Below are 23,900 nucleotides of genomic sequence, written 5' to 3'. Positions count from 1 at the left end.
GGGCGACGGCAAGAGAATGCACCGTCACGCTCCTCGTCGCGAGCACCACCTCTTCCCCCGCCCGCGCCAGATCATACGCCCGCTCGCCATCCACCTTCAGCGCCGAATAGGCCGGCGGTACCTGCTCGATCGGTCCGGTGAAGCGCGGCAGCACCGCTTCCACCTCGGCCAGCGTTGGCCGCGCATCGCTCTCCGCGATCGCAATACCCTCACCATCGAGCGTGTCGGTCTCAACCCCGAACCCGATCGAGAACTCATAGATCTTGTCACTGTCGAGCATCCGTCCGGCGAGCTTGGTCGCCTCGCCGATCGCGACCGGCAGCACGCCCGAGGCGAGCGGATCGAGCGTCCCGCCATGCCCGACCTTGGCCTTGCCATAGCCGCCCTGGCGCAGCGCGCGCTTGACCGCGCTCACCACCTGGGTCGATCCGAGTCCGAGCGGTTTGTCGAGAATGATCCAGCCATGCATCCGCGCGCCCTAGCGTGCGGGGCGGGCGCGGTCAGCCCTTCTTCTTGGCCTTCTTCACCTTGAGCGGCGGGCCGTTGCTCGCGGTCAGGCTGTCGATATGGCAGCGCTGGCGATCGACCAGCAACGTGCCGGTGCGGTCGAGCTGCGTGCCGCCGAACCGCGTGTCGACGCCGATCCGGTTCGCGAAGGACAGGCCGGTGCACGGTGCCATGACGGTCGCATAATACCAGCGCCGCTGCTGGTCCTGCAGCCAGACGCCGCGATCGCTATCGGCCTCGAAATTATAGAGTCCGATCGTGCCGATGAACGGAATGCTGGTTTCCTTGCCCAATTTGTCGGCTGGCCAGGTGCGATCCTGCTGCTTGGCGGCGGCGGGGACGGCGCTGCCGGCCAGGCTTGCCGCCGCCAGCATCGCAATTGTGAGAGTGCGGATCATGTGCGTGGCCTTTCGAAGACGAGGACGAAACGAATCGCTGTCACCCTTGATCCTGCCACGCCAAGGCTGAATTCATGCTGAAGCGTTAGACCAGGCCGAACAGCGACAATAGCGCGCCCCTTACGCCGTAGACGATAGGTCCGACGACGCGCGCGACGACATTGGCACCTGGGAGTAGCATGGGCAGGATGACCAGCAGGAACAGCATCACCGGAAAGCCGAAACGGCTCAGCTTGCCATATTGCGCGGCGAGTGGGCGCGGGAGGAGCGCCTCGACCACGTGCCCGCCGTCGAACGGCGGTACCGGCAGCAGGTTGAAGATCGCCAGGAAGACGTTGATCCGCAGGAAGCTCGCGAGATTATCGACCGCGAACCTGCCGCCGCCGACTTGCGGCAGCCCGCCGCCCCACAGGTTCCACAGCCCGAGCGCGGCCGCAGCGGCAATCGCCATGACCAGGTTGGTCCCCGGCCCGGCGAGCGCGACCAGCGCCATGTCGCGACGCGGATGGTTGAGCCTTGCGGGCACCACCGGCACCGGCTTCGCCCAGCCAAAGATCGGCGCATTGGCGAGCGCGAGCATCATCGGCACCAGCAAGGTCCCGACCGGATCGACATGGCGGATCGGATTGAGCGTCAGCCGCCCGCGTTCCGCCGCGGTCTGGTCGCCCAGCATGCGCGCGACATAGCCGTGCGCGACCTCGTGGAACACGATCGCGATGATCAACGGGATCAGCCAGATCGCGACCGTATAGAGCGTGGTGTTCATTGCCCCGCCGCCTGCCGTGCAGCGACGAAGTGCTTGCGGCACAAAGCGACGTAGCGGTCGTTGCCGCCGATTTCGGTCTGCGCGCCCTCGACCACCGCCCGGCCCTGCTCATCGACGCGCAGATTCATCGTCGCCTTGCGTCCGCATTCGCACACCGATTTGAGCTCGATCAGCGAATCGGCCAACGCCAGCAGCCGTGCCGAGCCGGGGAACAGCTGCCCCTGGAAATCGGTGCGCAGGCCGTAAGCGAGCACCGGAATCCCGACCACATCGGCGAGATGAGCGAGCTGATCGACCTGCGGCGAGGTCAGGAATTGCGCCTCGTCGACCAGCACGCAGGCGATCTTCTCATGCGCATGACGCTCGGCGACGATCGTCGCGATGTCGGTGGAGCCGTCGAACGGAATCGCGTTCGCTTCGAGCCCGATCCGCGAGGTGATCGCGTCCGCGGCGAAGCGGTCGTCGATCGCCGCGGTGAACAGCATCGTCGTCATGCCGCGCTCGCGATAATTGAAATCGGCCTGGAGCAAGGTGGTCGATTTCCCGGCGTTCATCGACGCATAATAGAAATAGAGTTTCGCCATCAGCCGATCTTCGCGGGTCCCTCGGCCAGGACTGCCCAGCCCTTGCCATTGTTGTAGATCGCGATGGTGCGGCGGCTGGTTCCGTCGTCCCAGCGGACGAACGCCATGTTGGCGACGATCATCGGCGAGGTCAGCGTCAGCGTTCTGCCGCACGGGGCCGGCTTGTCGCGCTGCACGGAGGCGGGGAGAGTCAGCGCGGGATAGTCGCGCGCACGAGCTTGCGCCCAGGCTGCGGCGAGCGTGCTCGCGAGTTGGTCGTCGACCAATTGATACAGGCCTTGCGCGTCGCGCTCGAGATAGGTCCAGGTAATGGCCTTGCCGGCGATGGCGGGCGGGACCGGCTCGGGCCCCTTGCGCGCGACCGTCTGCGGCGCGACGCAGGCATTGCCCGAATAGCGCGCGGCATAGTCACGCACGACCGCGGCTTCGATCGCGATCTGGTCCGCCGTCACTGCCGGCGCGGCGGGTGCGCCGCCGGGCGAATGGCAGGCGGCGAGAAGGAAGGGGGCGAGCGGCAACAGCCGACGGAGCATCATGTCACGAAACTAAGCACGCGGCGCGCGCCGCGTCCACGCATGACCGTACCATTTTGGCGGGGTCGCCAATGCCCGCTCATCTTTCCGGAGACACCGCCGATTGTAGCACTGCGTCGAGCGGCCTGATCAAATTCAGCGCCCGAACCAACGCGAAAACCAGCCGCGCCTCTTGGGAGGGACGGCGGGTACGCCTCCGGGCCGTGCCTCGGGGAAATCTCCGAAGAGGATATCCACGAAAGATCGCGTAGAGAGCGAACCCATGTCGGGCGCCGGAATTGTCGCCGAGCAGCTATCCTGGCCAACCCCGTCGATCTCGACGTGCATCAGACTGCCCCCCGGACCATAGACGGTCACCAATCTGTCCGAGAACTCGAGGTCAGGCCATTCGGGCACCTGGGACTGCGATACCGTCACATGAAGTGCTAGTTCGGAGCGTGGCGGCAGTTCGAACTCGTCGACCCAAGGTTCCAGCCAGATGGACAATGGCGCTGCCGTCGCGTTGCTGAAACGCACCGATACGGCAGCCGGCCCGGTCATTTTTCAGTCGAGTCCAGATCCTGCGCCACCCTGGGCGCGCGCAGCAGCGAGTCGATATGGCTGCCTTCGTCGAAACTCTCGTCGGCGAGGAATTTGAGCTTGGCGGCATATTTGGTCTGCACGCGGCTAGCGACCTCGCGCTGCAGATAAGCGGTGTTGGTGCGCAGCGCCTTCAGCACCACGTCCTCATCCTTGCCGAGCAGCGGCTTCACGAACACCGTCGCATGTCGGAGGTCGGGCGACATCCGTACTTCGGTGACCGAGACCATGTGGTTGACCAGCGTGTCGTCGTGCACATCGCCGCGCTGCAGGATCTCGCTCAGCACATGGCGTACCTGTTCGCCGACACGGAGCGTGCGGACCGATTTTTCGGGGCTGGAATCTTTGTTTTGCATGACGCGGCCTCCGGCACTGCGTCACCCCAGCGAAAGCCGGGGTCTCATGCCGCGGGCGAGACCGATAAGGTACCGCCCGCGGCTCGAGATGCCAGCTTTCGCTGGCATGACGGTTGATCTTACAGCGTCCGTTCGCGCAGTTCGACCTCGAAGGTTTCGAGGAAGTCGCCGGCCTTGATGTCGGTGAAGTTCTGCGTGAACGTCACACCGCATTCCAGCCCCGCGCGAACTTCGGCGACGTCGTCCTTGAAGCGACGCAAGCTCGCGATCTCGCCCTGATAGATGATGACATCCTCGCGGGTGATGCGCGCCTTGAGCGCCTTGCGGATGACGCCGTCGACGACCAGCAGACCGGCCGCCTTGCCGTGCTTGCCGGCCGAGAAGACCTCGCGGATTTCGGCGCGGCCGACCACGGTCTCGAACGCTTCGGGACCGAGCTCGCCCGCCATGCCGGCGCGGATCTCGTCGATCAGGTCGTAGATCACGTCATAATATTTCAACGCGACCTTCTGACGCTCGGCGATCTCGCGCGCCTTGGCATTGGCGCGGACGTTGAAGCCGATGATCGGCGCGCCCGAGGCACCGGCCAGGGTCACGTCGCTTTCGGTGATGCCGCCGACGCCCGAATGGAGCACGCGCGCCTTGATCTCGTCGGTCGAGATCTTGTTGACCGCGCCGACAATCGCCTCGACCGTACCCTGCGTATCCGCCTTAATGACCAGCGGATATTCGATCGCCTGATTGGCCTTGAGCGCGGAGAACATGCTCTCCAGGCTGGCCGGCGCATTGGTCGTGCGCTTGTCCTGGATGACACCGGCACGATAGGCCGCAACTTCGCGGGCACGCGCTTCGTTCTCGACCACCTGGAGCGGATCGCCCGCCGAGGGGACGCCCGAAATACCCAGGATCTCGACCGGCATCGACGGTCCGGCTTCCTTGATCTGCGCGCCCTTGTCGTTGACCAAGGCACGGACCTTGCCGCTCTCGGCGCCGGCGACGAACACGTCTCCGACCCTGAGCGTGCCGCGCGTGACCAGCACGGTCGCGACCGGGCCGCGACCCTTGTCGAGCTTGGCCTCGATCACGGTGCCCTCGGCGTCGCGATCGGGATTGGCCCGGAGTTCCATCAGCTCGGCCTGGATCTGGATCTTCTCGATCAGTTCGTCGAGCCCGGTCTTCTTGAGCGCCGAGACTTCGACGTCCTGGACGTCGCCGCCCATCTGTTCGACCACGACTTCGTGCTCGAGCAGGCGTTCGCGGATGCGCTGCGGATTGGCCTCGGGCTTGTCGACCTTGTTGATCGCGACGATCATCGGGACGCCGGCCGCCTTGGTGTGGTTGATCGCCTCGATCGTCTGCGGCATCAGCCCGTCGTCCGCGGCTACCACCAGCACGACGATGTCGGTGACGTTGGCGCCACGCGCGCGCATTTCGCTGAACGCCTCATGGCCCGGCGTGTCGAGGAAGGTGACCTTCGACTTGTCCTTCAGCGTGACCTGATAGGCGCCGATATGCTGGGTGATGCCGCCGGCCTCGCCGCGCACCACATCGGTGCCGCGCAGCGCGTCGAGCAGGCTGGTCTTGCCGTGATCGACATGGCCCATGATCGTGACGACCGGGGGACGTGGCTTGAGCGTCTCGACCGCATCCTCGATCTCATGGGTCGACAGATCGACGTCCGAATCGCTGACGCGGGTGATGTTGTGGCCGAATTCGGTGACCAGCAGCTCGGCGGTGTCCTGGTCGATCGTCTGGTTGACGGTGACCGGCATGCCCATCTTGAACAGCGACTTGACCAGGTCAGCGCCCTTTTCCGCCATGCGGTTGGCGAGTTCCTGGACAGTGATCGCGTCCGGCACGACGACGTCGCGGACTTGCTTCTCGCGCGGCGCGGACCCGCCGACGTGACGGCGATGTTCCTTTTCACGCGCCCGCTTGAGCGCGGCGAGCGAGCGGGCGCGGGCGCCTTCCTCACCACCGAGCGCGCGGTTGACGGTCAGCTTGCCGCCACGGCGTTCCTCGCCCTTGCGGTCGCGCTGACCGGGGCGTGCGGGTTGCGACGTCTCGGCGCCGCGACGCGGGGTCGCCTGGCCGGTGCCGGTCGGCGCCGCGCGCTGCGCGGGAGCAGCGGGCGAAGCCGATGACGCGGCCTGGGCCGGTGCCGGCGCGGGCGCCGGGGCTGGCTTGGGAATCTCGGGACGCGCGACCGGGGTGAAGCGGCGCGGCGCCGGCAAGCTCGGATCGAGCTGCACCGCGACCGGCGCTGCGGGCACGGGTGCGGGTGCGGGCGCTGGCGCAGGGGCGGGCTTGGGCGCGGCGGGTGTCGCCGCGACGGCCGGGGCAGCCGGGGTCGGTGCGGGCGCCGGAGCAGGAGCCTCGACCGGCGCCGGCGGCGTGTCCGCCGCCTTGCTCTTTTCCTCGACGCGGCGTTTTTCGTCCTCGACCGCGGCCTGACGCTGCGCGTCCTCACGGCGGCGCGCATCCTCCAGCGCATTCATGCGCTGTTCCTCGGCCTCACGCAGCAATTGCGTCTGGCGCTCCTGTGCCGACAGCTGCGGCGCGGACGGTGCGCGCGCGGCAGGCGCGGCCGGAGCTGGCGCCGGGGCCGGTGCGGGGGCTTCCTCGACGACTGGCGCCTCGGCAGGACCACCAGCATTCGGGCCGAGCACGCGGCGACGCTTGACCTCGACCACGACGGTGTTCGAGCGCCCGTGGCTGAAGCTCTGCTTCACCTTGCCGGTCTCGACCGTGCGCTTCAGCCCCAATGGCTGGCGCATTCCGAGTTTCGGCTTGTCGTTGTCGGTATCGCTCACTCAATATCCTCGTCGTTGTCGGCCGAGCCGCCAGTGCTTCCGACTGCCGCGGGAAGCGCCGATGCGCCCTGCGAGGCCGTTTCGCAAGGCTCGGTAGTCAAATCAGGGCCGATAAAGTGCCGCCAGCGGTCGAGCGCGTCACGCACGCGGACCGCGGCAGCGGGGTCGGTCACGGCGATATGTACCACATTTTCGCGGCCTAGCGCCAAGGACAATATGGTGCGCGGGAGGGGAAGTGCCAAGCCCTCTTCGCCAGAACCTTCGCGATCGCGCCCGACCCGCCACGCCTGGGCGAGCTTGCGCGCACCGTCAGTGCCGGCATCGGAGGCATGGAGCAACAGCCGGACCTGGCCCGATCGTGCCGCCTTCTCCACCCGTTCCGTGCCGTTGACGATCTTGCCCGCCTTCGATTCGAGACCGAGCCGGTCGAGGAACGCGCGCTGCAACTGGTCGGCGATCAGCGTGCCCAAATCGGCGGGGATCGTCAGGTCGTTGGACTTGAACGCCCGCGCCAGCGCGCCGCGCAGCTTGCCCTTGGCATTGGCCGCGTCGAGCTCGCTTTGCGTCACCCCGATCCACGCCCCGCGCCCCGGCGCCTTGGCCCGGATGTCGGGCAGCACCTGGCCTTCCGGCCCGAGCGCGAGCCGGATCAACTCGCCGCGCGGCTCGCGGTCGCCCGACAGGATGCAGCGGCGGATCGGGTCGCTGGAGCCCTTCCCCTTCGGAATAGAGGAGTCGTCTGTAACTGCAGCATCGGCCGAGGCATCGAGCGTCGACCGTTGCTGCTCCACCTTTTGCCCCTCTCCCGAAGGGGAGTGGCTGGGGTTACGCCGCTTGCCTACGTTGGCATTATCATTGCGAGGGGACCGCATGCGCGTCTCCCTCGATCTTGGGGGCATCGCGATCGGCGATCAGGATGCCGCCGGCGCCGTAATTCTCGGTCGAAACTTCCTCGATCACGATCTGCACCGCAGCCGGGTTCTTCCCCAGCCGCTCGACGAGCGACTGGGTGACGTCCGCCACGATGCCGGACTTCTGGTCCTTCGTGGCGGTGCCCGAGATGCGGATCGAGACGAACGGCATCAGGCTTCTTCACCCTCCGCCGCTTCGCCTTCCGTCGCGGGTTCGTCCTCGAACCAATGCGCGCGGGCGGCCATGATGATCTCATTGCCCTGCTCATCGGTCAGGCCGTATTCGGCCAGCACGCCGCCCTTATGCTCGGGACGCTTGGGTGCGTCCTCGGCGCGGCGGCGCGGTTCCTGGCGCTTCTTCTCGACCAGTTCGTCGGTGGCGAGATCGGCGAGATCGTCGAGCGTCTTGATCCCCGCCTTGCCGAGCGTGACCAGCATCGCTTCGGTCATATAGGGCATGCCGGCAAGCGCATCCTCGACGCCGAGCGCCTTGCGCTCCTCGCGATTGGCCTGTTCGCGGCGATCGAGCGCTTCCTGCGCGCGGCTCTGCAGCTCCTGGCCGAGATCGTCGTCAAAGCCTTCGATCGAGGCGAGCTCGGCGAGGTCGACATAGGCGACTTCCTCGAGCGCGCCGAAGCCTTCGGCGACCAGCAGCTGGGCCAGCGTCTCGTCGACGTCGAGCTCGTTCTGGAACATTTCCGACCGTTCGACGAATTCGCGCTGGCGCTTCTCGCTGGCATCAGCCTCGGTCAGGATGTCGATCGCCTTGGCGGTCAGCTGGCTGGCCAGGCGGACATTCTGACCGCGGCGGCCGATCGCCAGGCTGAGCTGGTCGTCGGGCACCACCACTTCGATCCGGTCCTCTTCCTCGTCGATCACAACGCGGCTGACCGATGCCGGCTGCAGCGCGTTGACGACGAAGGTCGCGGTGTCCTCGGACCAGGGGATGATGTCGATCTTCTCACCCTGCATTTCCTGGACAACCGCCTGGACGCGGCTGCCCTTCATGCCGACGCAGGCGCCGACCGGGTCGATCGACGAATCGTGGCTGATCACGCCGATTTTCGCGCGCGAGCCGGGATCGCGGGCAGCGGCCTTGATCTCGATGATGCCGTCATAGATTTCCGGCACTTCCTGCGCGAACAGCTTCTTCATGAAGTCGGGATGCGCGCGGCTCAGGAAAATCTGCGGCCCGCGATTCTCGCGGCGGACGTTGAGGATCAGCGAGCGGATGCGATCGTTGACGCGCACCACTTCGCGCGGGATCTGCTGGTCGCGGCGGATGACGCCCTCGGCCCGGCCCAGATCGACGACGACATGGCCGAACTCAACGCGCTTGACCACGCCGGTGATGATCTCGCCCATGCGGTCCTTGAATTCTTCGAACTGGCGTTCGCGCTCGGCGTCGCGGACCTTCTGGAAGATGACCTGCTTGGCGGCTTGCGCTGCGATGCGGCCGAATTCGATCGGGGGCAGCGGATCGACGATGAAGTCGCCGACCTTGGCGTCCTTCTGCAACTTCTGCGCGCCCTTCAGGTCGACCTGCTTGAAATAATCGTCGACCGCCTCGACCACTTCGACGACGCGCCACAAGCGCAGGTCGCCGGTATTCGGGTCGAGCTTGGCGCGGATGTCGTTCTCGGCGCCGTAGCGGGCACGAGCAGCGCGCTGGATGGCGTCTTCCATCGCCTCGATCACGATGCCGCGGTCGATCATCTTCTCGGTCGCGACCGAATTTGCGATCGCGATCAGTTCGGCCCGGTTGGCGGTAACGGCGGTGGCCATCAGTTACTTTCCTCTGTCTCGAATTCTTCTGCGCCGTCGCTCGACAGCGGCGCGGTTGCGGCAATCAGTTTGTCGGTGATCAGCAATTTCGCATCGGCGACCTGATCGAAGCCGATCGTCATCGGCTGATGCTTCTTTACATCGATCGTGATGCGGTCGCCGTCCACACCGGCGAGATCACCGGTGAGTTGCTTGCGGCCATCGACCGGCGCGGTCAGGTGGATGCGTGCTTCCTGCCCGATCCAGTTGGCGAAATCCTTGAGCCGCGTCAGCGGCCGGTCGATTCCCGGCGAACTGACTTCCAGCCGGTACGCCTCCTCGATCGGATCGACCTCGTCGAACCTGTCGGAGATGCGGCGCGACAGCTCGGCACAATCGTCGATCGTCAGCTGACCCGTCTCCGGCCGCTCGGCCATCACTTGCAAGGTCAAATCGTCCTTGCCCCCGAACATCTTCACGCGCACGAGGTCGAAGCCCAGGGCCTGGGCCTCGGGCTCGATCAATTGCGTCAGTCGGGCGATGTCCGCCATGGGGTGTCCGTGAAACAAGCAGGTTCGGCGCCGGGGGGCGGGAGCCCTCCGACCTCTTCACCTGACGATGTAGAGATTGGCCAATGGTATAGGCTGGTCCGCGCGCCGTGGCAAGCGGGCAACCCTGGCGGCGAACGGCGCGTTGTGTCAGCGTCCTTTTTTTCTTCCAGGGAGTTGCGATCATGATCCGTCGCGCATTGTTGTTGACCGGCCTGATCGTCACGGCGTGCTCGGGCCCGTCGGACGGACCGGCGAACGCCCAGTCCGCGACGAAGACCAGCGTGCCGCGCAATTCCCCGCTCGAACCTGATATCAAGAACGTGCCCGCGACGACCGGACGCGCCAACATGCCGATCGCGCCGGCGCCATTCACGGTAACCGATATCGGCAAGTTCGATGCGCCGTTCGCGATGGCTTTCCTGCCCAACGACCAGGGGCTGCTCGTCACCGAGAAAGCGGGTGTGCTCAAGCTGCGCCAGCCCGACGGCAAGGTCCTCGAGATCGCCGGCGTGCCTGCAGTTGCCAAAGGCGGACAGGGCGGATTGCTCGATGTCGCCATCGCGCCGACCTATGTCGACAGCCATATCGTCTATCTGAGCTATGCCGAGCCGGGCGCGGAGGGCAGCCAGCTCGCGTTGGCCAGGGCGAAGCTCGACCTCAAGGGGCACAAGCTCGACGATCTGTCGGTGATCTGGCGCTCGGGCTCGGCCGGGCCGGGCGGTCAATTCGGCTCGATCATCACTTTCTCGCCCGACGGCCAATATCTGTTCCTGACCTCGGGCGAGCGCCAGCGCTTCACCCCGGCGCAGGATCCCAAACAGGCGCTGGGCAAGATCCTGCGGCTGACGCTCGATGGCAAGGCCGCGGTCGGCAATCCGATGTACGATCGGGGCGGCGTCGAGGCGATGACCTGGACCAGCGGCCATCGCAATCCCTATGGCCTGGTGTTCGCGCCCGACGGTCGGTTGTGGGAAGAGGAAATGGGCCCGCGCGGCGGCGACGAGCTCAACCTGATCCTGCCGGGCAAGAATTACGGCTGGCCGATCGTCTCCAACGGCGACAATTATTCGGGCCAGCCGATTCCCGACCATCCCAGCCGCCCCGATCTCGAAGCGCCCAAATTGTGGTGGAACCCGTCGATCTCGCCCGGCGGGATGATCTATTATTCGGGCATCATGTTCCCGGCATACAAGGGCTCGCTGTTCATCGCCGCGATGTCGACCCCCGGCCTGATTCGCGTGACCTTGTCGGGCGACACCGCGACCGCCGCCGATTTTTGGGATTTCGGCACGCGCATCCGCGACGTGGCGCAGGCGCCCGACGGGTCGATCTGGCTGCTCGAGGATGGTGAGGAGGGTTCGGGCGGACGGTTGATGCGGCTGACGCCAAAGGGATGATTGGAGCTGATCGCTATTGCGAGGGAGCGGGATTTGTCACCTAGGTCGCCTCTCCCGCTTGCGGGAGAGGGAGGGGCCCGCCGCGAAGCGGTGGGAGGGTGAGGGTCTTCTTTCTTGTTTCGTCGCGTTGCCCGCTTGGAAGAAGGAAGAAGACCCTCACCCAACCTGCACCGGGTGAACAGCGCCCCGCGCTGTTCAGGTCATGCCGGGGGCATGACCGACCCGGTGCACCCGCAAGCGGGAGAGGGCAGCATAACGCCCGCTCATCTCACCCTGGCAAAAGCCCGGCGTCACTCCGGCAAAGGCATGGGCCGAAATAGGAGGTGCGCTATCCTTACCCCCGCACAATCAAATAGTTCATCCGCGCCGCGGCGATCGGCTTGCCGGGGTCGTCCTGCCACGCCGTCGCCTCGACATTGGCGACGCGCGTGCCCAGCCGGGTGACGATGCCGCGCGAGCGAGTCTGCTTGTCGCGGCCGCCGCGCATGAAATCGACCGTCACGTTGATCGGCTTGATTTCGCCGCCGCCCTCTCCCTCCAGCGCGTCATGCAGCGCGACGATCGCCGCCATTTCCATCAGCCCGCCGATCGCGCCGCCATGGAGGAAGCCGGGACGGCCGAGCACGTCGACACCGAACGGCATTACCAGCACCGGCGCACCATCGCCGTCGCGCTCGGCGGTCAGCCCGAGCAGTTGCGCGTAAGGGGGCAGCCGGTTGATCATCGCGGATAGCCGTCGGGCGCCATGAACGTGCCCGCGACATGCGCGAGCGGATCGCCCGGGTCGCCGTCATGCGCCTGACCGCGCACGAACGCGATCGACCGCGTCAGCCGGTAACATTCGCCGCGCCCGATCACGGTCTTGCCCGGCGTCGCCGGCCGCAGATAATCGACCCGGAGATCGAGCGTGGCATGCGCGACGAACGCGTCGGCGCGCAGCCAAACGGCTAGGCTCGTCGCCATGTCCATCATCGACAGGATCGGGCCCGAGGCGATCACGCCGGTGTCGACATTGCCGATCAGCCGTTCGTCATAGGGCAGTTCGAGTTCGGCCCAATGGGGGCCGTGCGCGCGATAGCCGATGCCGATCGCGCCGCCATGGCCCAGCCGGCTGTTGAGGAACCGCGCGGGGTCGAACTGAAAGCCCTCACTCATTGCCCATTGCCCTACACGCGCCGCCGCTCGGTGCAACCGGGTACGCGCGCTCTTGCCTTGTCGCGGCGACCGGCTAGCCTTGCTGACAATGATGTAAGGAGAGGCGGATGCATCCCAGCGTCCATGCGCGGACCGACGCGGACAAACCCGCGCTGATCGTCGCCGAAACCGGCGAGACGTGGAGCTATGCCGAGCTCGATCGCCGGTCGAACCGCGTCGCCCAGCTGTTCCGCGCGCGCGGCCTGGCGATCGGCGACACGGTCGCGATCTTCATGGACAACGTGCCGGAATATTTCGCGCTGACCTGGGGCGCGCAACGTGCCGGGCTGTTCTACGTCTGCATCTCGTCGAAGCTGACCGCGCCCGAAGCCGACTATATCGTCCGCGATTCGGGCGCGAAATTGGTCGTCGCCTCGGCCGCGCTCGCCGCGATTGCCGAGCCGCTCGCCACGCTGATCCCCGATCTCGATCGGCTGATGCTGGGGCGCACGACTACCGGCTGGGACAGCCTCGAGGAGGCGCTGGCGACACAACCGGACACGCCGATCGCCGACCAGCGCGCCGGGATCGACATGCTCTATTCGTCGGGCACCACCGGCCGCCCCAAAGGCGTGCGCGTCGCCTTGCCCGAGGATCCCGACATCGCCGCGGTCAACGTCCTGGCGATGCTGGCGCAGGGACTTTACGGCTTCGGTCCCGACACAATCTATCTCAGCCCCGCGCCGATGTATCATGCCGCGCCGCTACGCTGGTGCATGACCGTCCACCGCCTCGGCGGCACGGTGATCATGATGCAGCATTTCGATCCGATCGCCGCGCTCGCGCTGATCGAACGCTATCGCGTCAATGCCAGCCAATGGGTGCCGACGCATTTCGTCCGCATGCTCAAACTGCCCGAGGCCGATCGGCTGGCGCACGACGTGTCGAGCATGAGGGCCGCGATCCACGCCGCGGCGCCCTGCCCGGTCCCGGTCAAGGAAAAGATGATCGCCTGGTGGGGACCAGTGATCTACGAATATTATGCCGGATCGGAAGGCAACGGCTTCACCTCGATCACGTCGGAGCAATGGCTCGCGCACAAGGGCTCGGTCGGCAAGCCGGCTTACGGCATTGCGCATATCTGCGGCGAGGATGGCGAGGAATTGCCGGCGGGAAGCGAAGGCCTGATCTATTTCGAGGGCGGCGGCCAGTTCGCCTATCATAACGACCCGGCCAAGACCGCCGAGGCATCGAACGCCAAGGGCTGGACGACGCTCGGCGACATCGGACGGTTGGATGAGGAGGGCTTCCTGTATCTGACCGACCGCAAGAGCTTCATGATCATCTCGGGCGGGGTGAACATCTATCCGCAGGAGATAGAGAATCGCATCATCACCCATCCCAAGGTCGCCGACGTCGCGGTGATCGGCGGCCCCGATCCCGATATGGGCGAGCGCGTGATCGCGGTGGTCCAGCCCGCCGACATGGCCGATGCCGGCCCCGCGCTTGCCGAGGAACTGACCGCCTGGTGCCGCGCCGAATTGTCGGGCGTGAAGACCCCGCGCCAGATCGACTTCACCGCCGAACTGCCGCGCCACCCCACCGGCAAGCTCTACAAACGCTTGCTCCGCGATCGCTATTGGGGCGAGAGCGGGAGCAGGATCGTCTAAGTGCGCGTCGCCCCGGCGGAGGCCGGGGCCGCTTCGCGATTCGAAGCGCGCGCGTGAACCCAGCGGCCCCGGCCTCCGCCGGGGCGACGGAGCTCTGCCATGAACGACCGCGTCACCATCACCATTGCCGACCAGATCGCCGACGTCCGGCTGGCGCGGCCCGACAAGATGAATGCGATCGACCCGGCAATGTTCGAAGGCATCGGTGCGGCAATCGATTCGCTCGCCGGCCGCGCAGACGTCCGCTGTGTGGTGCTGTCGGGCGAGGGGCGCGGCTTTTGCGCCGGGCTCGACATGACGAGCATGCAAGGGGGTGGCTCGGGCCTGTCGTCGCGCGGCCGCAACGACCAGGGGGCGATCCTGCCGCAGCATGTGGCGTGGGGCTGGCGCAACCTGCCGATGCCGGTGATCGCGGCAGTCCATGGCGTCGCGTTCGGCGGGGGTTTTCAGATCATGTCCGGCGCCGATATCCGCATCGCCGCGCCGACCGCGCGCTTCGCTATCCGGGAAACGCATTGGGGCCTGGTTCCCGACATGGCCGGCTTTCCTCTCTGGCGCAGCCTGGTCCGCGACGATGTGCTGCGCGAACTGGTCTATACCGCACGCGAATTCGATGCCCAGGAAGCGCTGGCGCATGGCTTCGTCACCCGCCTCGCCGACGATCCCCTCGGCGCGGCGATGGACCTAGCACGCGAGATAGCCGGCCGCAGCCCGCATGCCATCCGCGGCGACAAGCGCCTGCTCAACATGATGCACGACGCCGATCCGGTGACGATGCTCGCCGCCGAGACCGAGGAGCAGGTCAAGGTGATCGGCAAGCCCAACATGATGGAAGCGGTAGCCGCCAACATGCAGAAGCGCGCCGCGGTGTTTCAGGACTGAAGCAGGGCGAGAACCTGGCCTGGCGGTGCAGGGGCTGAGAGGAGAAAAGGATGACGCTGAGGCGAGTGGCGCGTGGGTTGGCGATCACGGCGGTCGTGCTGCTCTGTCTGGCCGGCGCCGCGGTCTATTGGCTGTTCTACGATACTGGTCCGGCACCACGCGCAGGCTATGCGCTCGACTTGCCGGCTATCCGGGTGGCGGCGGCGAGTGTGCCGGGCAATCTTCCCACGCATATCGAGCTGGAAATCCTGTCGCACGACGCGGTGCCGCGCACAGCGATGGTGAGCGGCACCGATTGGAGCAAGATCGATCTGGCGCGGGCAAGCTACCGAATCGTGTCGCCCAATCGCTCGGTGATCGTCGATACCGGCTATGACGAGGCGAGCGCGCGGGCCTCGGGCGCCGACCGGTACGATCGCGCCGCCTATCGCCGCATGCTCGCGGGCCTGGACCGGGCCAGCGCGATCATCGTGACGCACGAGCATGGCGATCATCTCGGCGGCGTGCTGACCAGTCCCAATTTGATGCGCAACCTGCCGCATCTGCTGCTCACTCGCGCGCAAGCCGGCAGCGCGGTGGCCCCGCGCTGGCCCGAAGGCGCCCGGGACGCGTTGCGGGCGTTCGATTACGCGTCGATCAAGGCGATCGCGCCGGGAATAGTGCTGATCAAGGCGCCGGGGCACACGCCGGGATCGCAGATGATCTACGTCCGCCAGGCCGACGGTCGCGAATTCCTGTTCATGGGCGACGTTGCGTCGATGCTCGACAATGTCCGTCTCGAGCACCAGCGATCGCGCTACGTCACCTGGCTGATCAGCGGCGACGATCGCGGCGCGGTCGCCGCCGAATTGCAGGCGATCGCCGCGGTCAGCAGGGCGAACCCCGGGCTGATCCTGGTACCTGGGCATGACGGCGCGGCCATCGAGGCGCTCGCTGCGCGCGGGCTGCTCGTCCGCAAATTCCGGTTTTGAGAAGAGTGGAGCCGCCCAATATGATGGAAGGAGTTGCCGCCAACCTTGTCGAGGCGTGCAGCGTTGCTCGAGGTCTAGAGAGATGAAGCTGAATGTCCGGCCAGCGGTACGAGCGGACGCCGCCGCGCTCGCCGACCTGCTCAACGAGATCATCGCCGCGGGCGGCACTACCGCTTATGAGACGCCGTTCACACCCGAGGCCTTTGCCGACGCGCATGTCGATGGGCCGGGCGTGATCACCAGCATGATCGCCGAGAACGAGGATGGCGGCCCGATGGGCTTCCAGATCCTGCTCGCCAGCGACAAGCTCGAACCCGGCTGGGGCGATATCGGCACGTTCGCGCGCCGCGGATCGACCACGCGCGGGATCGGATCGGCGCTGTTCGCCGCCACCAGGGCCGCGGCGGTCGCCGCCGGGCTGAAGACGATCAACGCGACGATCCGAGCCGACAATACCGGCGGTCTCGCCTTCTACGCGCGGATGGGGTTTGTCGATTACGCGGTCGCGCGTGGCGTCCCGCTCGCTGATGGTACACCGGTCGACCGTATCTCGCGCCGGTTCGACCTGGGATAGGCGGACTCCGCACATGCCCGTCGCGCGATCCAGTTCAAGCCCCGCCAACCGGGCCGCCGGCAAGGGGTCCGCATGAGGATCGTGACGTGGAACTGCGCCGGCGCGCTCCGCCGCAAGACCGCGGCGATCGATGCGCTCGGGGCCGATATCCTCGTGGTCCAGGAATGCGAGAATCCCGCGGCGTCGGACAGCGCCTATGCCGATTGGGCGGGCAATTACGTCTGGACCGGCGCGATCAAGCACAAGGGGGTCGGCGTCTTCGCGCGCAACGGCATTTCGATCGAAACGCTAGGCTGGGACGGTGACGGACTGGCGCATTTCCTGCCGGTCAGGATCGGCGGCCGGCTCGATCTGCTCGCGGTGTGGACGCAGCCGGTCGTGCCGTCGACCTATTCCTATATCGGCCAGTTCTGGCAGTATCTACAGCGCCACCGCGCCGCTCTCGGGTCGGACTCGCTGATTTGCGGCGACTTCAACAGCAACGCGATCTGGGACCGCAAGACGCGGCACTGGAACCATTCGGATTGCGTGCGTGAGCTCGGCCAGATCGGCCTGGTCAGCCTGTATCACGTCGCATCAGGCGAACCGCAGGGAGCGGAGAGCCAACCGACCTTCTTCCTTCACCGCAACCCGGCAAAGCCTTTCCACCTCGACTATCTCTTCGCACACGCCAGCCAAGTGCCGCCGGGCTGGTCGGGGCTGGAGGTCGGCGATCCGAAAGATTGGCTGACGCTCAGCGATCATATGCCGGTGATCGTCGACCTGTGACACGTCAGGCTTCGCGCACCGGCCATTTCTCCAGTTCGGCGCGAAAGGCGGGGTCGGTTTCGCTAACGCCGGTACTGACGATCGTGACGTCGCACGTCGCCAGCGGCACGCCGTCCTGCAATGCGAGGCTCAGCGTCTGCCACGACCGCGTGCCGAGCCGACCGATCCCGCTGGCGATCGTCACCTCGGCGGGAAAATTGCCCTCACCAAGATAATTGATCTCGACATTGGCGACGAGCCCGCGGTTGCGCCCTGGCCCCAGGCTGTTGAGCCTATGATAGAACCGCACCCGCGCGGTCTCGAACGACGCCGCCCAGGCGACGTTGTTGATATGGCCGAGCACGTCGAGATCCTGAAAGCGGGTCTGGATGATGTCGTGATGCGGATAGGCGGCTGGATCGAGCCGCCAGGGTGCAGGGCGAGGCATGGCTCGTCCTTGCCGACCCCTGGTGGACAAGTCGAGTCCCCTGACCGGTATAACTTAGCGCATAGATGATATGTCGATCAGGTTCGTTATTTCCAATCCGTTGCCGGAGCGGAACGATTTTGGTTGCATCAATTTGCGAATGAGGCCTTCCTCTTATAATTAACATAGGAGAGATTACCATGAGTCGTGCCATGATTTTGGTGGCAGTAGGCGCCACTTGTCTTGCCGCTACTGTCGCCATCTCAAAGCAATATACTGATTACATTCCACAAAAGGGCGTGTGGGAAATCAACGCCATCGAGGTCGATCCCAATCACGTCGATGACTATCTGACCGGCCTACGCAAGTCGCAGGTCCCCGGGTTCGAGGTGATGAAGGCGCATGGAGTCATCGACTCCTACAAGTTCCTCGTCCGCAACGGCTATAACAAGGGCGCGCCGAGCGTCCTGATCATGACCCATTTCACCAGCGCCGCGATGCTCGAGCCCGATAAGGCGCGCGACCAGATGATCGAAAAGGAAATCTTCGCCAAGTTCAGCGAGGAAGAGGGCAAGATCGCGGTGGCTGGGTACGAGAAGTACCGCACCTTCATCGACGACGGCCTGTGGTCCGAGATGACGATGGCGAAATAACCGGCTTGGCCCCGGATGGCGCGTGCCGTCCGGGGCAGTCGCTACGCGATCCCGCTTGCCGATCCGCCCGCGCCGGGCAAGGGTCGCCGGCATGAACGTCTCCGACGCCATCGCGGCGCGCCGGTCGGTGCGCGGATTCCTCGATACGCCGGTCGACCCGGCGCTGCTCCGCGACATCGCGGTGAAGGCCGCGCGCGCGGCGAGCGGCGGCAATATCCAGCCCTGGCATATCGACCTCGTCACCGGCGACAGCCTGGTCGAGCTCAAGGCGATCATGGCGGCCAAGCTTGAGGCGGGTGAGACCGAAGCCCCCGGCTACGATATCTATCCCAGGGAATTCGTCGCGCCCTATCGCGCGCGCACCTTCGCGGTCGGCGAGGCGATGTACGGCCATGTCGGTATTCCGCGCGAGGACAAGGCAGCGCGGCGATCGTGGTTCGCGCGCAACTTCCAGTTCTTCGGCGCGCCAGCGGCTCTGTTCTGCACGGTCGACCGCCGGATGGGCCCGCCGCAATGGTCGGATCTCGGCATGTACCTCCAGAACGTGATGCTGCTCGCGGTCGAGGCCGGGCTGGCGACCTGCCCACAGGAATGCTGGGCGATGTATCCCGAGACGATCGAACGCTTCCTCGGCACACCCGCCGACCGCATGCTCTTTTGCGGGATGGCGATCGGGTATGAGGATGAGAGCGAGGCGGCCAACCGCTTGCGCACCGAGCGGGCGCCAGAGGAGGAGTGGCTCACTCTGCGTGACTGACCTAACCCGTCATGCCGGGCCCGTCCCGGCATCCACGGAGCCGCAAATTCCGCGCCCAGAGGCACGGTGGATGAAACTGCCCGACGGTTCATCCGAACTCGCAAGCGCCCTTGCCTCGTTCGGCCGGATGATGGAGCCTCGGTCCATGACCCGGCTTCGACTCCTGCCCGCCGTCCTCGCGACCGCTTTACTACTCCCGACCCCCGCGGCCGCCCGCTCCACCGCCACAGCTACCGGCGAACATCGCTTCGCCGTCGGCAGTGTCCACCTCTGGTACCGCGTCGCCGGCAAGCCCGGCGGCACGCCGGTCGTCTTCCTCCACGGCGGCCCGGGCGAGGGCAGCCAGACCTTCGCACGCTACGCCGGGCCGACGCTCGAAGCCCGATTGCGCATGGTCTATCTCGACCAGCGCGGCAGTGGCCGGTCGGACCGGCCCAAGGCTGCGGATAATTACTCGATCGCACAATTGGTCGACGATATCGAAGCACTCCGCGTCCACCTCGGTGCGCCGCGCATCGACCTGATCGGCCATTCGTTCGGGACGATCCTCGGCCTCGAATATGCCGCGCGTTATCCCGACCGCGTCGCGCATCTCGTGCTCGCCGGGGCGGTGCCGGACCTGCCGCGCGCGATTGATATCCAGTGCGCGCGCCTCCAGTCGAGCGACCCCGCCGCCTTCGCTCGCGCGGCGCAGGGCAAGACTCCGGGTGCCTATCCGCGCTGCGACGTCTTCAGCGCCTATGACGGCGACGCCATGAGCGCAGCGATCCACCGCAACATGTATCCGAACGCCGCCATCGGCCGGAAAGTCGACGCGATGGATTCAGCCAACAGCCTCGGCAATACCGGCGAATTGGGCAATGCGCTCAGCTCCAAGGGGTTATGGAGCTACCACTTCGCCGACGCCGCCAAGGTGAGCGCGCCGACGCTCGTCATCGCCGGCGGCCGTGATTTCCAGGCGGTCGAGGCGCCGCAACGCGACCTGGCGAAGGCCCTGCCCCGCGGCCGCTTCCTGCTCTACCCAAACGACGGCCACTTCATGTTCGTCGAGGAACCGCAGCGTTTTGCGAAGGACGTTGCTGCGTTCCTGCGGCGATAGCGGAACCGTTAAATTGCGCGCCATTCATGCCTCCTTCCAGGGCGGCGCCCGGTCCTCCGCTCAACCGCCCGCGACGATCCGCTGGAGCGCGGCGACATGGTCGTCAAACACCTTGCGGCCGATGCGAGTCAGGCTGACCCAGGTGCGCTGGCGGCCGTCGAGCGCAGCCTTGCGCAAGGAGATGAACCCCGCGTCCGACAGCGCCGCAAGGTGCTTGGACATCACCGAATCGCTGCTCGCCGTGATCTCTTTGAGCCGGGCGAATCCCGCGTCCTGAGCATTGGCCAGCACCGCCATCACCTGGAGCCGCGCCGGCGCCTGGAGCAGCGGCTCGAACCCCGCGATCGGGTTGAGCGGCTCAGGCGCCGAGTTCACGGACGAATACCCGCTGCCAGATCATACTGCCGATATAGCCGATGACGAACGACGCCGCGGCGAGCGCCAGGCTGATCATGGGCTGGCCGCGATCGAGCGCGAAATAGCAGCTCGCGGCATAGAGCAGCAGGATCAGCGCCAGCATCGGCAAGGCGACCAAGCGCGTCTTGCCGCGGCGATAGCCATTGACGAACACGCCCAGCCGGCGCCGGTCGGATTGCACGACTAGGGCGATGGCGACGAATATCAGCGCCAGCAGAACGAAGCGCAGCGTCAGCGGCACGGCGGGGGTGGCGACCAGCGCCGCCATCATCCCGGCGAACACCGCATGGCGCCAGGGCGGGCACGTCGCGAGCCGCGCCAGGTCCTCGGCCGCGCCCTTTGCCATCAAGGCGAGGCGAGCCTGTGCCTCGAAGGTTGTCATCATCGATTCCTCACTTTCCAATATGGAAAGAGATATTTCCAACTTTCCAAGTCAAAACTTTCCATATTGGAAAATGACGGCCTAGCTATATTCCCCTCCCCCTTGCCCGGCGAACATCACCCGTCCACAGAGAAACGATGACCAAGCCCGCTCCCGCGCCCAAGGCATCGTCCGGCATCTGATGGCGGGAGCATTACGCGTCGGGCTGTTGGGTGGATCGTTCAACCCCGCGCATTCGGGGCATCGGGCGATCAGCTTGGCGGCGATCAAGGCGTTGGGGCTCGACGAAGTCTGGTGGATGGTGTCGCCCGGCAACCCCCTGAAGGACAAGGCGACCGACATGGCGCCGTTCGCGGTGCGCTTCGCCTCGGCGCGCGCGATGGCCAGGCACGCGCCGATTCGGGTGACTGCGATCGAGCAGCGGCTGGGGACGCGCTACACGGTCGATACCCTGTCCAAGCTGCAGCAGCTCTATTCGCGGATCGACTTCATCTGGTTGATGGGCGAGGACAATCTGGTCAATTTCGACCAGTGGAAGGGTTGGCGCCATATAGCGAAATCGATCCCGATTGCGGTTATCGCGCGGCCAGGCTATGATCATGCTGCCCAGGCGGTGCCCGCTATGGGTTGGTTGCGGCGCTTTTTCCGGCCCGCACACCAGGCGAAGAACTGGACTACGTGGAGATTGCCAGCCCTCGTGCTGCTTCGTTTCCGCCCTGATTCCACCTCAGCCACCCGGCTGCGTTTGGCCGATCCGGCCTGGCAGCGTCGTTTCCTTCGTCGATCGCACGACACCGATCCTCCTTCCTCCGCACCATAGGACCCACATTGGCCACTAACCCGCATGCGTACCGCTCGTCCGACCCCCAGGGGGCCGAGACGTTGCACCAGCTTGTCCTGTCCAGCCTGGATGACGACCAGGCGGTCGACACCATCTCGATCCCGCTCGCCGGCAAATCGTCGATCGCCGATCACATGGTGATCGCGAGCGGCCGGTCGACGCGTCAGGTCGCGTCGATGGCGCAGAAGCTCGCCGAGCGGATCAAGGCCGAAACCGGCCGCGGCCCGCGGATCGAAGGCCTGCCGACCGCTGACTGGGTGCTGATCGACGCCGGCGACGTGATCATCCATCTGTTCCGCCCCGAGGTCCGCACCTTCTACAATCTCGAGCGGATGTGGGCGTTCGGCGACGGGCCATCGGGTTCGTCGCACTAAGACAAGTGTTTGTGGGGTGAGACAGCCTCACCGCTATACGTCACCCCGGACTTGTTCCGGGGTCCAACCCTCCACACCGGAATCGCTCCGTTGTCGCACGTTGGATGCCGGAACTAGTCCGGCATGACGGGAAGGATTTAGTCCAATGCTCCTCCACATCGTCGCGCGAGGCCGGATCGGGCGGAGTCCGGAGGCGGAGCTGGTCGACCGTTATCTCAAGCGCGTCAGCTTCCCGACGCGGGTGACTGAATTGCCCGATACCGGCGGCAAGATGCCGGTGGTCGAACCGCAAACGCGCATCGTCATGCTCGACGAGACCGGCGACACGCCGGGGTCGGTCGCGTTCGCCGAAAAGCTCGGCAAATGGCGCGACGACGGGGTACGCGAAATCCGCTTCCTGATCGGCGCCGCGGACGGATTTTCCGCAGAGGAGCGCAAGGCCGCCGACTGGCTGGTGTCGTTCGGCCGGCTGACCTGGCCGCACATGCTGGCGCGCGCGATGCTGGCCGAGCAATTGTGGCGCGCGAGCTCGATCCTTGCCAACCATCCCTATCATCGCGAAGGGTAGCGCGATGCGCGCCGCCTGGACTCTTGCCTTGCTCCCGATCGCCGCCGCCTTCGCCGCGAGCCAGGGCAATGCCCAACCTGATCCAGCACAGTCCGATCTGGCCGACCAGCAGCGCCGCTTGCTCGCCGCACGGGCGCAATCGGCCGCCGCCGCCGAGCGTGCGGCGAAACTCGAAGCCGCGGCTAAAGCCGAACAGAACGAAGCCGCCAGGGCGCGCGCCGAGGAAGAGGCGATGGGCGCACGGATCCAGCAGGCCCAGGCCGATATCGCCGCGGCGAGCGCGCGGGTGACGTTGGTCGATCGGCTGCTCGGCGACCAGCAGGCCCGGCTGGCGGCGCAGCAAGGTCCGATCGCGCGCCTGATCGCCGCGCTCTGTTCGCTGGCGCAGCGGCCGGACGCGGTCAGCGTGATGCAGCCGGGATCGGTCGGCGACCTGGTCCATGTCCGCGCGGTGATCGGCAGCACGCTGCCACTGGTGCGTGCGCGCACGGCGGGGTTGCGTGCCGACCTGAACAATACCCGCCGGCTGCGCGCCGACGCCGCGCTCGCCGCGCGCAGCCTGACCGAAGGGCGCCGCCGGCTGGAGAGCAACCGCATCGCGCTGGCGCGGCTGGAGGCGGAGCATCGCCTCAAGTCGCAGGATCTCAGCCGCTCCGCATTGGCCGAGAGCGACCGCGCGATCGGCCTGGGCGAGCGCGCCCGCGACTTGGTCGACAATATGCAGGAAACGACCAACGCCAGCGCGACCGCGACCGCGCTGGCCGCGCTGTCGGGACCGTTGCCGCGCCCCGGCGAGGCGACCGACCCGCCTTTGTCGTGGACCGGCGGCACGGCGCCTTATCGCGTGCCGGTCACTGGCAAGCTGGTCACCGGGTTCGGCGAGGTGTCGTCCGACGCCGGCGTCACCTCGCGCGGGCTGACCTGGGCAGTGCCGGGCGGTGCCGATATCGCCGCGCCCGCCGCGGGCAAGATCGTGTTCGCCGGCCCGTTCCGTGATTATGGCAAGATCGTCGTGATCGATCATGGCGGCGGCTGGAGCACCGTGCTGATCGGGCTGGGCAGCTTGTCGGTCACCACCGGCCAGCGCGTCGGACAAGGCGCGCTGCTCGGCGCGGCACCGCAAGGCGAAGATCGCCAGGTCACCGCCGAACTGCGCCGCAAGGGCCGTCCCGTCGATCCGGTGGCGCTGACTGGCTAGGCCCGCCGAATACCGCTACATGACACCAGAAGTTGAGCAAGATCGGA

The 23,900-nt window shown here is 66.3% G+C and carries 29 protein-coding genes; 13 read left to right on the top strand and 16 right to left on the bottom strand.

Annotated features, from left to right (window positions below):
* The 11 genes from truB to rimP all read right to left on the bottom strand — a co-directional run.
* The coding region (gene truB, locus AC1DRD_RS12100) for a tRNA pseudouridine(55) synthase TruB (protein WP_478041541.1) at positions 1-469 on the bottom strand (469 nt) is incomplete at its 3' end.
* 31 nt (positions 470-500) lie between these two features.
* Positions 501-905, bottom strand: a complete 405-nt coding sequence (locus AC1DRD_RS12095) for a DUF6491 family protein (RefSeq protein ID WP_478041540.1) — start codon at positions 903-905, stop codon at positions 501-503.
* 85 nt (positions 906-990) lie between these two features.
* A complete protein-coding gene (locus AC1DRD_RS12090) occupies positions 991-1,671 on the bottom strand; it encodes a site-2 protease family protein (protein WP_478041539.1) in 681 nt (226 codons plus the stop codon).
* Entirely contained in the window at positions 1,668-2,255 is a 588-nt protein-coding gene (locus AC1DRD_RS12085) for a thymidine kinase (RefSeq protein WP_478031043.1), read from the bottom strand. The genes AC1DRD_RS12090 and AC1DRD_RS12085 overlap by 4 nt, the downstream gene beginning before the upstream one ends.
* Positions 2,255-2,791, bottom strand: coding sequence for a hypothetical protein (locus tag AC1DRD_RS12080; RefSeq protein WP_478041538.1), 537 nt, complete (start codon positions 2,789-2,791; stop codon positions 2,255-2,257). The genes AC1DRD_RS12085 and AC1DRD_RS12080 overlap by 1 nt, the downstream gene beginning before the upstream one ends.
* 533 nt (positions 2,792-3,324) lie before the next feature.
* Positions 3,325-3,723 carry a 30S ribosome-binding factor RbfA gene (gene rbfA, locus AC1DRD_RS12075; RefSeq protein WP_478041537.1) on the bottom strand — a complete coding sequence of 133 codons (399 nt, stop codon included), beginning with the start codon at positions 3,721-3,723 and terminating at the stop codon, positions 3,325-3,327.
* 119 nt (positions 3,724-3,842) lie between these two features.
* A complete protein-coding gene (gene infB / locus AC1DRD_RS12070) occupies positions 3,843-6,536 on the bottom strand; it encodes a translation initiation factor IF-2 (protein WP_478041536.1) in 2,694 nt (897 codons plus the stop codon).
* Positions 6,533-7,327: a DUF448 domain-containing protein gene (locus tag AC1DRD_RS12065; RefSeq protein WP_478041535.1), complete on the bottom strand. Its 795-nt coding sequence runs from the start codon at positions 7,325-7,327 to the stop codon at positions 6,533-6,535. Before AC1DRD_RS12065 ends, infB begins: the two co-directional genes overlap by 4 nt.
* 61 nt (positions 7,328-7,388) lie before the next feature.
* The gene (locus AC1DRD_RS12060; protein ID WP_066827428.1) at positions 7,389-7,619 is read right to left on the bottom strand and encodes a tautomerase family protein; all 231 of its coding nucleotides are present in this window, start codon (positions 7,617-7,619) and stop codon (positions 7,389-7,391) included.
* The gene (nusA, locus tag AC1DRD_RS12055) at positions 7,619-9,232 is read right to left on the bottom strand and encodes a transcription termination factor NusA (protein ID WP_478031050.1); all 1,614 of its coding nucleotides are present in this window, start codon (positions 9,230-9,232) and stop codon (positions 7,619-7,621) included. Before nusA ends, AC1DRD_RS12060 begins: the two co-directional genes overlap by 1 nt.
* Positions 9,232-9,762, bottom strand: coding sequence for a ribosome maturation protein RimP (gene rimP / locus AC1DRD_RS12050; protein WP_478041534.1), 531 nt, complete (start codon positions 9,760-9,762; stop codon positions 9,232-9,234). Before rimP ends, nusA begins: the two co-directional genes overlap by 1 nt.
* 182 nt (positions 9,763-9,944) lie before the next feature.
* Here rimP and AC1DRD_RS12045 point away from each other — a divergent pair, with 182 nt between their 5' ends.
* The gene (locus AC1DRD_RS12045) at positions 9,945-11,159 is read left to right on the top strand and encodes a PQQ-dependent sugar dehydrogenase (RefSeq protein WP_478041533.1); all 1,215 of its coding nucleotides are present in this window, start codon (positions 9,945-9,947) and stop codon (positions 11,157-11,159) included.
* 334 nt (positions 11,160-11,493) lie between these two features.
* Here the strand turns inward: AC1DRD_RS12045 and AC1DRD_RS12040 are convergent, their stop codons facing one another.
* The gene (locus tag AC1DRD_RS12040) at positions 11,494-11,883 is read right to left on the bottom strand and encodes a PaaI family thioesterase (RefSeq protein WP_478041532.1); all 390 of its coding nucleotides are present in this window, start codon (positions 11,881-11,883) and stop codon (positions 11,494-11,496) included.
* Complete coding sequence (locus AC1DRD_RS12035; RefSeq protein ID WP_478041531.1) at positions 11,880-12,314, bottom strand: PaaI family thioesterase; 435 nt, start codon at positions 12,312-12,314, stop codon at positions 11,880-11,882. The genes AC1DRD_RS12040 and AC1DRD_RS12035 overlap by 4 nt, the downstream gene beginning before the upstream one ends.
* 107 nt (positions 12,315-12,421) lie before the next feature.
* On the opposite strand from AC1DRD_RS12035, the gene AC1DRD_RS12030 reads away from it, so the two are divergent.
* From AC1DRD_RS12030 to AC1DRD_RS12010, 5 genes are all read left to right on the top strand, one after another.
* On the top strand, positions 12,422-13,963 hold the full coding sequence (locus AC1DRD_RS12030; RefSeq protein WP_478041530.1) for an acyl-CoA synthetase: 1,542 nt from the start codon (positions 12,422-12,424) through the stop codon (positions 13,961-13,963).
* A 99-nt stretch (positions 13,964-14,062) separates the two neighbouring features.
* Positions 14,063-14,845: a crotonase/enoyl-CoA hydratase family protein gene (locus tag AC1DRD_RS12025; RefSeq protein ID WP_478041529.1), complete on the top strand. Its 783-nt coding sequence runs from the start codon at positions 14,063-14,065 to the stop codon at positions 14,843-14,845.
* 50 nt (positions 14,846-14,895) lie between these two features.
* A complete protein-coding gene (locus AC1DRD_RS12020; protein ID WP_478041528.1) occupies positions 14,896-15,816 on the top strand; it encodes an MBL fold metallo-hydrolase in 921 nt (306 codons plus the stop codon).
* An 82-nt stretch (positions 15,817-15,898) separates the two neighbouring features.
* Positions 15,899-16,390, top strand: a complete 492-nt coding sequence (locus tag AC1DRD_RS12015; RefSeq protein WP_478041527.1) for an N-acetyltransferase family protein — start codon at positions 15,899-15,901, stop codon at positions 16,388-16,390.
* 72 nt (positions 16,391-16,462) lie between these two features.
* Complete coding sequence (locus AC1DRD_RS12010; RefSeq protein WP_478041526.1) at positions 16,463-17,158, top strand: endonuclease/exonuclease/phosphatase family protein; 696 nt, start codon at positions 16,463-16,465, stop codon at positions 17,156-17,158.
* A gap of 4 nt (positions 17,159-17,162) precedes the next feature.
* Here AC1DRD_RS12010 and AC1DRD_RS12005 read toward each other — a convergent pair whose 3' ends face one another.
* Positions 17,163-17,585, bottom strand: coding sequence for an acyl-CoA thioesterase (locus AC1DRD_RS12005; RefSeq protein WP_478041525.1), 423 nt, complete (start codon positions 17,583-17,585; stop codon positions 17,163-17,165).
* Positions 17,586-17,764: 179 nt separating this feature from the next.
* On the opposite strand from AC1DRD_RS12005, the gene AC1DRD_RS12000 reads away from it, so the two are divergent.
* From AC1DRD_RS12000 to AC1DRD_RS11990, 3 genes are all read left to right on the top strand, one after another.
* A complete protein-coding gene (locus AC1DRD_RS12000) occupies positions 17,765-18,217 on the top strand; it encodes a hypothetical protein (RefSeq protein ID WP_478031067.1) in 453 nt (150 codons plus the stop codon).
* 91 nt (positions 18,218-18,308) lie between these two features.
* Entirely contained in the window at positions 18,309-18,974 is a 666-nt protein-coding gene (locus tag AC1DRD_RS11995) for a nitroreductase (RefSeq protein WP_478031068.1), read from the top strand.
* Positions 18,975-19,119: 145 nt separating this feature from the next.
* Entirely contained in the window at positions 19,120-20,073 is a 954-nt protein-coding gene (locus AC1DRD_RS11990) for an alpha/beta fold hydrolase (protein WP_478031070.1), read from the top strand.
* A 60-nt stretch (positions 20,074-20,133) separates the two neighbouring features.
* Here AC1DRD_RS11990 and AC1DRD_RS11985 read toward each other — a convergent pair whose 3' ends face one another.
* Together AC1DRD_RS11985 and AC1DRD_RS11980 are read right to left on the bottom strand one after the other, a co-directional pair.
* Entirely contained in the window at positions 20,134-20,448 is a 315-nt protein-coding gene (locus tag AC1DRD_RS11985; RefSeq protein ID WP_478041524.1) for a transcriptional regulator, read from the bottom strand.
* The gene (locus tag AC1DRD_RS11980; protein ID WP_478041523.1) at positions 20,432-20,875 is read right to left on the bottom strand and encodes a hypothetical protein; all 444 of its coding nucleotides are present in this window, start codon (positions 20,873-20,875) and stop codon (positions 20,432-20,434) included. Before AC1DRD_RS11980 ends, AC1DRD_RS11985 begins: the two co-directional genes overlap by 17 nt.
* 178 nt (positions 20,876-21,053) lie before the next feature.
* On the opposite strand from AC1DRD_RS11980, the gene AC1DRD_RS11975 reads away from it, so the two are divergent.
* From AC1DRD_RS11975 to AC1DRD_RS11960, 4 genes are all read left to right on the top strand, one after another.
* Positions 21,054-21,692: a nicotinate-nucleotide adenylyltransferase gene (locus AC1DRD_RS11975; protein ID WP_478041522.1), complete on the top strand. Its 639-nt coding sequence runs from the start codon at positions 21,054-21,056 to the stop codon at positions 21,690-21,692.
* Between the two features lie 8 nt (positions 21,693-21,700).
* Positions 21,701-22,087: a ribosome silencing factor gene (gene rsfS, locus AC1DRD_RS11970; RefSeq protein WP_478031075.1), complete on the top strand. Its 387-nt coding sequence runs from the start codon at positions 21,701-21,703 to the stop codon at positions 22,085-22,087.
* Positions 22,088-22,232: 145 nt separating this feature from the next.
* On the top strand, positions 22,233-22,655 hold the full coding sequence (locus tag AC1DRD_RS11965; RefSeq protein WP_478031077.1) for a 23S rRNA (pseudouridine(1915)-N(3))-methyltransferase RlmH: 423 nt from the start codon (positions 22,233-22,235) through the stop codon (positions 22,653-22,655).
* A gap of 4 nt (positions 22,656-22,659) precedes the next feature.
* Positions 22,660-23,853, top strand: coding sequence for a murein hydrolase activator EnvC family protein (locus AC1DRD_RS11960; protein ID WP_478041521.1), 1,194 nt, complete (start codon positions 22,660-22,662; stop codon positions 23,851-23,853).
* The last annotated feature ends 47 nt before the right edge of the window (positions 23,854-23,900 follow it).

Source organism: Sphingomonas sp. P4_G2, from assembly GCF_056401155.1.
This window is presented reverse-complemented; position numbering and strand designations above follow the sequence as displayed.